Origin of the sequence: Streptomyces colonosanans, from assembly GCF_001866645.1 — a bacterium.
In the GTDB taxonomy this organism is placed as follows: Bacteria; Actinomycetota; Actinomycetes; order Streptomycetales; family Streptomycetaceae; genus Streptomyces; species Streptomyces colonosanans.
Map to the genome: position 1 here is coordinate 32,243 of NZ_MLYP01000005.1, position 14,046 is coordinate 46,288.

Annotated in this window: 1 protein-coding gene; it reads left to right on the forward strand. The window is 71.4% G+C overall.

What is annotated here, in order from left to right; translation table 11 throughout:
* Window positions 1-83 precede the first annotated feature (83 nt).
* Window positions 84-14,046: non-ribosomal peptide synthetase (locus BIV24_RS01930; protein WP_143064550.1), on the forward strand; the 13,963-nt coding region annotated here is incomplete at its 3' end.

A 14,046-nucleotide genomic window follows, 5' to 3' on the forward strand; every position in this document is an offset into this window, starting at 1 on the left:
AAGGGGCGCCCCTGACCGCTTGGTCGGCCGGCAGTGACGCCGGCGGCATCAGCTTTCTCTGAAACACCTCTGGAGGTACCCCCATGTCCCGTCGCGACGGCGCCGCCCTTCCGCTGACAGCGGCACAGCGCGAGATCTGGCTCGCCGAACAGGCATCGAACGGGGTGATCCCCGCCTACCGGATCGGCGAGTACCTGGAGATCCACGGGCCGGTCGACGGCGCTGTCTTCGAGGCCGCCCTGCACCAGGTCGTCGACGAGATCGACGCCCTGCACGTGCGGTTCGCCGAGGACGCGGACGGCCCGACGCAGGTCCTGCGCGCGACGACGGACCGGCTGCTGCCCTACCTCGACTTCAGCCGGGAGACCTCCCCCCGCGCGGCAGCGCTCACCTGGATCGCCGCCGACCGCGCCCGCCCGCTGGACCTCGCGCGTGATCCCCTGTTCAGCTATGCCCTGTTCAAGCTCGCGCCCGACCACTACATCTGGTACCAGGGCTACCACCACCTTGTGATGGACGGGTACGGCTACTCGCTCGTCGCGCGGCGCCTCGCCGAGGCGTACACGCTCCTGGTCGACGGCCGGTCCGCGGCGCCGACCGCGTTCACCTCGCTGGACGACCTGGTGGCCAGCGACACCGCCTACCGCCTCTCCGAGAAGTTCGCCACGGACCGCGCGTACTGGCTGGGGCGCCTCGGGGACCGCCCGGAGGCCGTGCGGCTGACGACGCGCACCGCACGCGGTGGTCCCGCGGCCGTGCGCAGGACCGAACTGGATGCCGCACCGGTCGGCGAGGCTCTCCGGAGCGCGGCCGACAAGGCCGGCACTCGATGGTCCCGCGTGCTGATCGCCGCCACCGCCCTTTACACGCACCGGCTCACCGGCGCCCGGGACATCGTCCTCGGGCTGGCCGTCGCAGGCCGCCCGACCGACGACCCCGCGCTGGCAGCGGCACCGGGCGCGGTCTCCAATCTCGTACCCCTGCGTCTTATGGTGCGCCCGGACCTGCGCTGGTCGGACCTGGTGGACCGGACTGCGCAGGAGGTCCGCGCCGCGCTGAAGCACCAGCGCTACCGCGCCGAGGACCTGCACCGCGAGCTCGCCCTGCCCGGCAGCATCAGCACGGCCTTCTCCCCGGTCGTCAACATCATGTCGTTCCCCTACGACATCACGTTCGCCGGACACCGGGTCACGGCCCACAACCTCGCCGAGGGAGCCACCAGCGACCTGGCGCTCTGGGCTGTGGACCGGCGGGACGGCTCGGTTCCGCGCATCAAGCTCCATGGCGCCGCCGACGCCCACGACGAAACCGAATTCGCCCGCCACGGGGAGCGCCTGGCCAGGCTGCTGGAGCGGATCGCGCAGGGTGACCCCGAGCAGACCGTCGGCGGGATCGACCTGCTGTCGGGTCGGGAGCGTCGCAAGGTGCTGGGCGACCTCAACGGCACGCATGCCGAAGTACCGCGCACCGACCCGGCCGAGCTCTTCGAAGAGCAGGTGAAGGCCGCGCCGGACGCGGTGGCCGTGATGGCCGGCAACACCACCTTGACCTACGCCGAACTGGACGCCCGCGCCAACCGCCTCGCGCACCTGCTGATCGCCCGGGGCGCAGCACCCGAGCGGCTGGTGGCGCTGGCCCTGCCGCGCTCCGCGGAGCTGGTGGTGGCGATCCTCGCCGTACTCAAGTCCGGTGCGGCCTGCCTGCCGCTCGACCCCGAGTACCCGGCGGCCCGTATCGCCGGCATGCTCGACGACGCCCGGCCCGCGCTGCTGATCACCGGCACCGGAACCGTCGACAGGCTCACCGGCGCACCGCCCGTTGGACGTGTGGTCCTGGACGACCCGGACACCGCCGACGTGGTGGACAGCTACCCGAACAGCCGCCCGGCGGCCCCCGTCGAGCCGCAGCACCCGGCCTACGTCATCTACACATCCGGTTCCACCGGCAGGCCCAAGGGGGTTGTGGCCACCCGTGCGGGCCTGGTCAACCTCTTCCACCACCAGCGGCGGACCCTGTTCACCGCCACGCCGGGGCGGCGGATGCGGGTGGCGCTGACCACCTCGGTGTCGTTCGACGCGGCCTGGGACCAGTTGTCGTGCCTGTTCGCCGGCCATGAGTTGCATGTCCTGGACCGGCAGACATGGGCCGACCCCGACGCCTTCGCCGACTACCTCGCCCGCCACCGTCTGGATCTGGTCAACACCACACCGTCGTACTGGCGGATCCTGCTCTCCCACGGCCTGCTCGATGCCGGCCGATGGCGCCCCGCCGTGGTCATCGCCGGTGGTGAGGCCGTACCGGAGCGGCTCTGGGACGACCTGGGCTCGGTCGACGGCGTGGCCGCCTTCAACTTCTACGGCCCGACCGAGTGCACGGTCGACGCGGTCACCGCGCGGATCGGCTCCTCCCCCGCCCCCGTCATCGGCCGCCCGATCGGCAACACCCGGGTGTATGTGCTCGACAGCGGACTGCAGCCCGTGCCGCCGGGCGTTCCGGGCGAGTTGTACATCGGCGGGGCCGGGGTGGCGCGCGGCTATCTCAACCGGCCCGGGCCGACCGCCGAACGGTTCGTCGCCGACCCCTTCGGCCCTGCCGGAGAACGGATGTACCGCACCGGGGACATCGTGCGGCGGAACGGGGACGGCGACCTGGAGTTCGCCGGTCGCGCCGACGGCCAGGTCAAGATCAGAGGCTTCCGTATCGAACCGGGCGAGATCGAGGCCGCGCTCGCCGAGCACCCGGATGTGGCGCAGGCCGCCGTCGTGGTCGAGCAGGACCGTTCCGGCGAGCCGTCCTTGGCGGCCTACGTCGTGCCCGCCGCCGAAGGTGTCCAGGTGGACCGGGTGCGTACGTTTCTGCGGGAGCGGCTGCCCGATCACATGGTGCCGGCGGCCTTCGCGGTTCTGGACCGGCTTCCGCTGACCGCGGGTGGAAAGCTCGACCGGCGGGCCCTGCCCGCCCCGCACAGCCCGGTGGCCGATCCCGGCAGGACGCCCCGCACGCCCAGGGAGCAACTGCTGTGCCAGCTCTTCGCCGAGGTGCTGGGTGTGCCGGCCGTCGGCGTCGACGACAGCTTCTTCGACCTCGGCGGGCACTCCCTGCTCGCCATGCGGCTGATCGCCCGTGTCCGCTCCGTCCTCGGTGCCGAGCTCGGCCTCGGTGACCTGTACGATGCTCCCACCGTCGCCCGGTTGGCCGCCACACTCGACAGCGCCGGTCAGCGGCGGCCCCCGCTGACCGCCGGCAGCCGACCCGACGTGGTGCCGCTGTCGTTCGCGCAGCACGGCTTGTGGTTCCTGCACCGGATGGAGGGGGCGAGCGCCACCTACAACATCCCGCTGGCGTTGCGGATGTCGGGATCCCTGGACCGGGGCGCCCTGGAAGCCGCGCTCGCGGACGTCGTGTCACGTCACGAGACCCTGCGCACGGTTTTCCCTGACACCCACGGCGTGCCGTGCCAGCGAATCCTGGGCCCCGGGCAGGTGCCACTGCGGCTGCTGGTCACCGACACCACCCGGGCCGAGTTGCCGGAGCGGCTGGCCGACGCCGCACGGTACACCTTCGACCTCGCGGCCGAACCTGCGGTACGGGCGGAACTCTTCGTACTGGGCCCGCAGGAGCACGTGCTGCTCGTCGTGGTCCACCACATCGTCGGCGACGGCTGGTCGATGGGGGCGCTCACGCGTGACCTGACCACCGCCTACACCGCCCGGCTCCGCGGAGATTCACCCAACTGGGCCCCTTTGCCCGTGAGTTACACCGACTATTCCCTGTGGCAGCGTGAACTGCTCGGCGTGGCGTCAGACCCCGGCAGCCTGAGCGCCCAGCAGCTCGCCTACTGGAAGGAGAACCTGGCCGGTCTGCCGGATCAGACCGAGCTGCCCTTCGACCGGCCCAGGCCCGCAACGATGTCGTACCGTGGCGCCCACGTGCCGTTGCGACTGGACCTGGACCTCCACACCAGGTTGCGGGAGTTGGGGCGTACCAGCGCGACCAGCCTCTTCATGGTGCTCCAGGCGGGTCTGGCCGCCCTGCTCGGCAAGCTCGGCGCCGGTACGGACATCGCCCTCGGCACGCCCGTCGCAGGCCGCACCGACGAGGCTGCGGACGATCTGGTCGGGCTCTTCATCAACACCCTGGTGCTGCGCACGGACCTGTCCGGTGACCCGTCCTTCACCGAACTGCTCGCACGGGTTCGGAGGAGCGCACTGGCCGCCTACACCCACCAGGACCTGCCGTTCGAGCATGTGGTGGAGGCGGTCAACCCGGCCCGGTCGCTGGCGCACCATCCGCTGTTCCAGGTCGTGCTGGCGCTGCAGAACGCACCCCAGGACGCCTACGACCTGCCGGGACTGCACGTCGAGAGCGAACTGGTACACACCGGTACCGCCAAGTACGACCTCACCGTCAACCTGTCCGAGCGGCACACCGCCGACGGCACTCCGGACGGGCTCGCCGGATTCGTGGAGTACAGCACCGACCTGTTCGACGCGGCCACCGTGGAGGTCATCGTCGAACGCTGGGTGAGGCTGCTGCGGGCCGCGATCGCCGACCCGGACCAGCCCATCGGCCGGATCGACGTGCTGACGCCGGAGGAACGCCGAAGCCTGCTCGCCGCGCCGGACACCGCAGCGGACACCGTCGCGCCGACCACCATCACTGCGCTCTTCGAGGAGCAGGCCCAGGCCACCCCGGACGCGGTCGCCGTGGTGTCCGGCGAGACCTCGCTCACCTACCGCGAACTGAACGCACGAGCCAACCGTCTCGCCCATCTGCTGATCGCCCGGGGCGCCGGGCCGGAGCGGCTGGTGGCGCTGGCCCTGCCGCGCTCGGCGGACTTGGTGGCAGCGGTCCTCGCGGTCCTCAAGGCGGGCGCGGCATACGTCCCCGTGGACCCGGAGTACCCGGCCGCCAGGATCGCCTTCATGCTGCGTGACGCACGGCCCACCCTCCTGCTCACCACCAGCCGTACCGCCGCCACCCTCCCCGGCCGCGCCGAACCGGTCGAGCAACTCCTGCTCGACGACCCGGCCGTACGCGCAAGCCTCGATGCGGCCCCGGACACCGACCCCCGAGCCGTCGTCGCACCGGACAACCCCGCGTACGTCGTCTACACCTCCGGCTCCACCGGCAAGCCCAAGGGCACCGTCATCCCCCACCGGAACGTGGTGCGGCTGTTCGCCGCCACCCGGCACTGGTTCGGTTTCGGTGCCGATGACGTATGGACGCTCTTCCACTCCTACGCCTTCGACTTCTCGGTGTGGGAACTGTGGGGCCCGCTGCTGCACGGCGGACGGCTCGTCGTCGTGGCGCACGACGTCAGCCGCTCCCCGGACCGCTTCCTGCGGCTCCTTGCCGACGAACGCGTCACCGTGCTCAACCAGACGCCATCCGCGTTCTACCAGCTGATGCAGGCCGATCAGGACGACCCGCAGACCGGCCGTGCCCTGGCCCTGCGCACCGTGATCTTCGGCGGCGAGGCGCTGGAGCCGGCCCGGCTCGCCGACTGGTACCGGCGCCACCAGGACGACGCCCCCGTCCTGGTGAACATGTACGGCATCACCGAGACGACCGTGCACGTCACCTACGCCGGGCTCGACCGGCACAGCGCCGTCACCGGAGCCGCCAGCGACATCGGCACCGCCATCCCGGACCTGCGCACCTATGTGCTCGACGCCCACCTGCAACCGGTGCCGCCCGGTGTGAGGGGTGAACTCTACGTGGCCGGTCCGGGGCTCGCCCGCGGCTACCTGAACCGGCCGGGGCTCACCGCCGGACGCTTCGTGGCCGACCCGTACGGCTCGCCGGGGACCAGGATGTACCGCACCGGCGACGTGGTGCGCTGGAGCTCTCGCGGCACGCTGGAGTTCGTCGGGCGCGCCGACGACCAGGTCAAGGTGCGCGGGTTCCGCATCGAACTCGGTGAGATCGAGGCCGCGTTGGCCGACCACCCCGACGTCGCCCAGGTAACCGTCCTCGCCCGTCAGGACCGCGCCGACGACACCCGGCTGGTCGCCTATCTGGTGCCCGCGTCCGGCGCCACCCCGCGCTCGGCCGTGCTTCGTGAACACCTGCGGGAGCGGTTGCCGGAGTACATGGTGCCCGCCGCCTTCGTGCCGCTGGACGCGCTGCCGCTGACCACCAACGGCAAGCTCGACCGCAAGGCGCTGCCGGAGCCGGAGTTCGGCTCCGCGGGCGCCGGCGGCCGGTCTCCGCGCACGCCGCAGGAGCAGATCCTGTGCGAGCTGTTCGCCGAGGTCCTCGGTGTGGCCGAGGCCGGGATGGACGACAACTTCTTCGACCTGGGCGGCCACTCGCTGCTTGCCACCAGGCTGGTGGCCCGGGTCCGCGCCGTCCTCGGGGTCGAACTGGAGCCGCGCACCCTGTTCGAGGCACCGACCCCCGCAGGCCTCGCGGCGAGCCTTGCCGAGGCCGGGCAGGCACGGCTGGCGTTGACCCCGCAGGAGCGCCCCGAGCGGATCCCGCTCTCCTTCGCCCAGCGGCGCCTGTGGTTCCTGCACCAGCTGGAGGGCGTCACCGGCAACTACAACATCCCGATGGCCTGGCGCCTGACCGGCCCCCTCGATCGGGCCGCCTTGGAGGCCGCGCTGGCGGACGTGGTGGCCCGACACGAGAGCCTGCGCACGGTCTACCCGCAGATCGACGGCGCGCCCTACCAGAAGGTACTGAGCCCGGCGGACGCCCGTGTGAGGCTGCGTCTGGCCTCCACCACCGAGGAGGAGTTGGACCGCGTCCTCGCCGAGGCGCTGGCCCACTCGTTCGATCTCGCCGCCGAACCGCCTCTTCACGCCGAGCTCTTCACACTGCGGCCCGACGAGCACGTGTTGCTGCTCGTCGTCCACCACATCGCCGGTGACGGCTGGTCCCTCGGTCCCCTGGCACACCATCTGACCGCGGTGTACGCGGCCCGCTGCCGGGGCGAGCAGCCGCAGTGGGGGCCGCTGCCGGTGCAATACGCCGACTACACCTTGTGGCAGCATAGGCTGCTCGGGGACCACACCGACCCGGACAGCCTCTTCGCCCGCCAGGCCGCCTACTGGACGAAGACCCTGTCCGGGCTGCCCGAGCAGATCCAACTCCCCACCGACCGGCCCCGCCCAGCGGTCGCGTCCCACCGCGGCGGCTTCGAGACCGTCGAGCTGAGCACCGAACTCCATCGGAACCTGCGTGAGTTGGCGCGCGTCCACGGCACCAGCCTGTACATGGTGCTGCAGGCCGGGCTCGCGGCGCTCCTCAACCGGCTGGGCGCGGGCACCGACATCCCGGTCGGCAGTCTGATCGCAGGGCGGACCGACCAGGCGCTGGAGGAGCTGATCGGGTACTTCGTCAACACCCTGGTGTTCCGCACCGACACCAGCGGTGACCCGAGCTTCGCTCGCCTGCTGAACCGCGTCCGCGATGTGGCGCTCGGCGCCTACACCCACCAGGACGTGCCGTTCGAGTATCTGGTGGAGGTCCTCAACCCGGCCCGTTCGCTGGCGCACCATCCGCTGTTCCAGGTCATGCTGGTGATGCAGAACGCCCCCACGGCCGACCTCGCCCTGGCGGGTCTGGACGTCGGCGACGTCCGGCTGACGACCACCACCTCCAAGCTCGACCTGGTCTTCTCGATGTCCGAGCGCCACGGTGAGGACGGATCACCCGAGGGTATCGACGGGTACATCGAGTACGCCGCGGACCTGTACGACCCACAGACCGTGCGGACGATGACCGAGCGGTGGGTACGACTGCTGGAGGCCGCGGCCGCCGACCCCGAGCGGCTGATCAGCGAGTACGACATCCTCAGCGCCGACGAACGCCGGCAGTTGCTGGCCGCCGACGGCACCGCCGTCGAGGCGCCCGCCATCGCGCTGCCGGCCCTGTTCGAGGCACAGGTCCACGCCCGCCGCGATGCGGTCGCCGTGGTGTCGGGCGACATCACACTGACGTACGCAGAGCTCAACACCCGTGCGAACCGGCTCGCTCATGCGCTGACCGGCCGCGGTGTGGGGCCCGAGGACATCGTCGCGCTCGCGCTGCCACGCTCCGTCGACCTGGTCGTCGCCATGCTCGCCGTCCTCAAGGCCGGTGCCGCGTACCTGCCGCTGGACCCGAACTACCCCGCCGCCCGCCTGGAGTTCATGGTCTCCGACGCCCAGCCCAAGCTGTTGATCACCAGCAGCGCGCTCGAGGACCGCCCACTCGGCCCGCAGGAGCTCGACCGCCTGGTACTGGGCTCTCCCGATGCAGCCGCCCTACTGGAGACCCTGCCGGAAACCGACCCCCGGACCGCCGTCGCCCTGGACAACCCCGCGTACGTCATCTACACCTCCGGCTCGACCGGCCGCCCCAAGGGCGTCGTGGTCAGCCACGCGGGTGTCTTCAGCCTGGTCGCGGCACAGGTGGAACGCCTCGGGCTCGATGAGGGAAGCCGGGTGCTCCAGTTCTCCTCGCCCAGTTTCGACGTCTCGTTCTGGGATCTGTGCAGCGCCCTGCTGACCGGCACCACGCTGGTGCTGCCGCCTCCGGAATCGCCGCTTTCGGCCCTGACCGACCCTGCCGCCAGGGTGACGCATGTGACGCTGGTGCCGTCGGTGCTGGCTGCCGTGCCGGAGGACGCGCTGTCCGTGTCGACGCTGGTCGTGGCCGGTGAGGCGTGCTCGCCAGAGCTGGTCGAACGGTGGGCGCCCGGCCGCCGCATGATCAACGCGTACGGCCCGACCGAGACCACGGTGATCTCGACCATGAGCGAGCCGCTCGTCCCCTGCGGCCAGGTGCCACCGATCGGCCGTCCCATCGCCAACACCCGGGTGTACGTGCTCGACGAGCGGCTGCAGCCGGTTCCGCCGGGCGTCCCCGGCGAGCTGTACGTGGCCGGTGCCGGACTGGCCCGCGGCTATCTGAACCGTCCGGGGCTGACCGCCGAACGGTTCGTCGCCGACCCGTACGGCCCGGCAGGCAGCCGCATGTACCGCACCGGCGACCTCGTACGCCGACGCACCGACGGCGACCTGGAGTACGTCGGCCGTGCCGACCAGCAGGTCAAGATCCGCGGCTTCCGCATCGAACCCGGCGAGATCGAGGCCGCGTTGGCCGCCCACCCGGAGGTCGGCCAGGTCGCCGTCCTCGCCCGCCAGGATCGAGCGGACGACACGCGGCTGGTCGCCTACCTGGTGCCGGCGAAGGACCGAACGCCACGCTCTGAAGAGCTGCGGGCACATCTGCGGGACCGGCTGCCGGAGTACATGTTCCCAGCCGCTTTCGTGACCCTGGATGCCCTGCCCCTGACGGCCAACGGCAAGCTCGACCGCGCCGCGCTGCCGAAGCCCGAGGTCACGACCACTCCGGGCGGCCGGGCCGCGCGGACGCCGCAGGAGCAGGTCCTCGCCGAGTTGTTCGCCGAGGTGCTGGGCGTGCCGCAGGTGACGGTCGACGACAACTTCTTCGACCTGGGCGGCCATTCCCTGCTCGCGACGCGCCTGGTCTCCCGGGTGCGGGCCGCGCTGGGTGTGGAACTGGAGCTGCGCGCCCTGTTCGAGACCCCGACTGTGGCGGGTCTGGCAGCGAGTCTGGGTGAGGCCGGGCAGGCACGCCAGGCAGTGGTCCCGCGGCAGCGCCCGGAGCGGATTCCGCTCTCCTCCGCGCAACGGCGTCTGTGGTTCCTGCACCAGCTGGAGGGCGCCAGCCCCGCCTACCACATCCCGCTGGCCTGGCGGCTCACCGGCGACCTCGACCGCGCCGCCCTGCAGGCCGCCCTCACCGACGTCATCGCCCGGCACGAGACCTTGCGGACGGTGTTCCCCGAACACGATGGCGTTCCGTACCAGCAGGTCCTGGACGTGGTGAAGGTCCGCCCGGAGCTGCCCGTCACCGAGGCCGCCGAGGCAGAACTTCCGGAGCTGCTCGGACAGGCCGTGGGACGCGGTTTCGATCTCGTCACCGAACCACCGGTGCGCGCCGAGCTGTTCGCGCTCGGTCCACATGAGCACGTCCTGCTGATCGTGGTCCACCACATCGCCGGTGACGGCTGGTCGCTGCGCCCTTTGGCCGCCGACCTGTCCACGGCGTACACGGCACGGCTGAACGACCGGCAGCCGAAGTGGGCGCAGTTGTCGGTGAGTTACGCCGACTACACGCTGTGGCAGGAGGAGTTGCTGGGCGAGCGGCAGAACCCCGGCAGCCTGTCCGCCCGGCAGACCGCCTACTGGACGACGACGCTGGCCGGGCTGCCGGAGCAGATCCCGCTGCCCACCGACCGCCCCCGCCCCGCCACCACCTCGTACGACGGCCGCCATCTGGCAGTGGAGCTCGACGCGGAGCTTCACCAGGGGCTCGCCGTGCTGGCCCGGGAGCGCGGCGCCAGCGTGTACATGGTGCTGCAGGCCGGACTTGCAGCCCTTCTGACCCGGATGGGCGCGGGCACCGACATCCCCGTCGGCAGCCTCATCGCCGGCCGCACCGACCATGCAGTGGACGACCTCGTCGGCTTCTTCGTCAACACGCTCGTTCTGCGCACCGACACCTCGGGCGATCCGACCTTCGCCGAGCTGCTCGGCCGAGTAAGGGAACAGGCCCTGGGCGCCTACGCACACCAGGACCTGCCGTTCGAGCACCTGGTGGAGGCCCTCAACCCGGCCCGCTCACTCTCCCGCCAGCCGCTGTTCCAGGTCATGCTCGCGCTGCAGAACGTGCCGCGCAGCGACTTCGACCTGCCCGGTGTACACGCCGATATCCATCTCGTGCACACCCCGACAGCCATGTTCGACCTCGGATTCCATCTGGTGGAACGCGGCGACGCCGGCACGCCCCAGGGGATCCACGGATACGTCGAGTTCGCCACCGACCTCTTCGACCAGGAGACGGTCGAGATGCTGTTCGCCCGCTGGGTGCGGCTGCTGCGCGCGGCGGTCGCCCAACCCGGCCGGCCCATCAGTGCGTTCGACGTCCTCGCCACCGACGAACGCAAAGCGCTGCTGGTCGAACGCAACGCGACCGCCGTCGAGTTCCCCGACGCCAGCCTGCCCGCCCTGTTCACGGCCCAGGTGCGGGCCACACCCGACACACCCGCCGTGATCTGCGGCGACACCACACTCACGTACGCCGAGCTCGACGCCCGTGCCAACCGGCTCGCCCATGCCCTGATCCAGCGGGGAGCGGGCCCGGAGCGGATCGTTGCGCTGCGACTGCCGCGCTCGGCCGGATTCGTGGTCGCCGTGCTGGCGGTGCTGAAGACCGGTGCCGCCTACCTGCCGGTCGACCCGGAGTACCCGGAGTCCCGGGTCGCGTTCATGCTGGACGACGCGCGCCCGACCCTGGTCCTGGACGACCCACGGGACGTCGAGGCAGAACCCGGCCACCCGGACACCGATCCGGCGGCCGCGATCGATCCACGTCACCCCGCCTACGTCATCTACACCTCCGGTTCCACCGGCCGCCCCAAGGCCGTTGTCATGCCCTCCGGCGCCCTGGTGAACCTCCTCCAGTGGCACCACCGCGCCATCGGTGGTCAACCCGGCACCCGGGTCGCCCAGTTCACCGCGGTCAGCTTCGACGTCTCCGCGCAGGAGATGCTCTCCGCCCTGTTGTTCGGCAAGACCCTGGTCGTTCCTTGCGACGAGCAGCGCCGCAGCGCCGAGCTGCTGGCCCAGTGGCTCGACGACCACGAGGTGGAGGAGCTCTACGCGCCCAACCTGGTGCTCGAAGCGCTCGCCGAGGCAGCCGACGAGCAGGGGCGCGACCTGCCGAGCCTGCGGGTGATCGCGCAAGCCGGCGAGGCGATGCGGCTGGGCAACCAGGTCCGGGGCCTCGGCGCCCGCGCCGACCGGGTCCTGCACAACCACTACGGCCCCGCCGAGACACACGTGGTCACCGCCTACCCGCTCCCCGCCGACCTCACCGTGTGCCCGTTGCCGGTCCCCATCGGCCGCCCCATCGCCAACACCCAGGTGTATGTACTCGACGCCGCGCTGCGGCCGGTGGCACCCGGCGTCGCGGGTGAGCTGTATCTGGCCGGCGTCCAACTGGCCCGCGGCTACCTGGGCCGGCCGGGCCTGACGGCAAGCCGGTTCGTGGCGAACCCGTACGGCCCGACCGGCTCGCGGATGTACCGCACCGGCGACCTCGTCCGCTGGGGGGCCGACGGCGAGCTGGAGTTCCTCGGTCGGGTGGACCACCAGGTCAAGGTGCGCGGGTTCCGCATCGAACCCGGTGAGATCGAGGCCCAGTTGATCGCCCATTCCTCGGTCGCGCAGGCCGCGGTGGTGGCCCGGGAGGACCGGCTGGTGGCCTACGTGGTACCTGGTGCCACGGGAGCGGACGGCATCCGTGAGTACCTGCGGGAAAGGCTTCCGGACTACATGGTGCCGTCGGCGATCGTCACCCTGGATGCCCTTCCGCTGACCCCCAACGGCAAACTGGACCGCGCCGCGCTGCCCGCACCAGGGGGCGACAGCCCCGGCGCCCGGGTACCGCGCACCCCGCAGGAGCAGATCCTCTGCGAGCTCTTCGCCGACGTGCTGGGCGTGTCCCAGCTCGGTGTGGACGACAACTTCTTCGACCTGGGCGGCCATTCGCTGCTTGCCACCCGTCTGGTCTCGCGGATCCGCGTCACCCTCGGCGTGGAGCTGGAGCTGAGGGCACTCTTCGAAACCGCGACACCGGCCGGACTCGCCGCCGGACTGCACAGCGCCGCAACCGCCCGGACGCCCCTGGTGCCGCGGCAGCGCCCCGAGCCCACACCACTGTCGTTCGCCCAGCGTCGACTGTGGTTCCTCCACCAGATGGAAGGGCCGAGCGCCACCTACCACATGCCGCTGGCGCTGCGGCTCACCGGCGACCTCGACCGCCGCGCGCTTGAGGCCGCGCTGGCGGACGTGGTGGCTCGCCATGAACCTCTGCGGACGGTGTTCCCGCACCGCGACGGCGTGCCGTACCAGCGGATCCTCGACACCACGGAGGCCGGGATCCCGCTGTCCCTCACCGAAGTCGCCGAGGCGGAACTACCGAAGGTGTTGCGCGCCCGGGCGGCCCGCGGCTTCGACCTGGCCGCCGAACCGCCCGTCAGGGCCGATCTCTTCGCGCTCGCACCGGACGAGCACATTCTGCTGGTCGTCCTGCACCACATCGCCGGTGACGGCTGGTCCCTGGCACCGCTCTCCCGCGACCTGGCGACCGCCTACACGGCCCGGTGTCAAGGCGAGGCGCCCGCGTGGCGGCCGCTGCCGGTGAGCTACGCCGACTACACCCTGTGGCAGCACGACATCCTCGGTGACGAGAGCGACACCGAAAGCGTCTTCGCTTCCCAGGTTGCGTACTGGAAAAGTCAGTTGGCTGGCATGCCGGAGCAGGTGATGCTTCCCGCCGACCGACCTCGCCCGGCGACCGCTACCCACCACGGTGACCTGGTCACCTTCGAGCTGGACGCCGTGCTCCACGCCGGCCTGGGGGACCTGGCCCGACGCTGCGGGGCGAGTCTGTTCATGGTGCTGCAGGCGGCCCTTGCCGCCCTGTACACCAGGCTCGGCGCCGGCACCGACATCCCCGTCGGCAGCCCCGTCGCGGGGCGCACCGACGAGGCCCTGGACGACCTGGTCGGGTTCTTCGTCAACACGTTGGTGCTGCGCACCGACACCTCGGGCAATCCGACTTTCGCCGAACTGCTGGGCCGGGTACGGGAGACCGCGCTGGAGGCGTTCGCCCACCAGGACGTGCCCTTCGAGCACCTGGTGGAGGTGGTCAACCCCGCCCGGTCGCTCTCTCACCACCCGCTGTTCCAGACCATGCTTGCCCTTCAGAACGCGCCCATGGGCGACTTCACCCTGCCCGGCCTCACGGTGACCGGGGTACCCGTGGCCACCAGCACCTCCCGGATCGACCTCACCCTCAGCTTCGCCGAGCGCCGGAGCACGGACGGCGCACCGGGCGGGCTGGACGCGCTCGTGGAGTACGCCACCGATCTGTTCGACCGTGGCACGGTGGAGACGCTGTTCGCTCGTTGGACGCGGCTGCTGGAGGCAGTGGTCGCCGATCCGGAGCGGCCGATCGGTG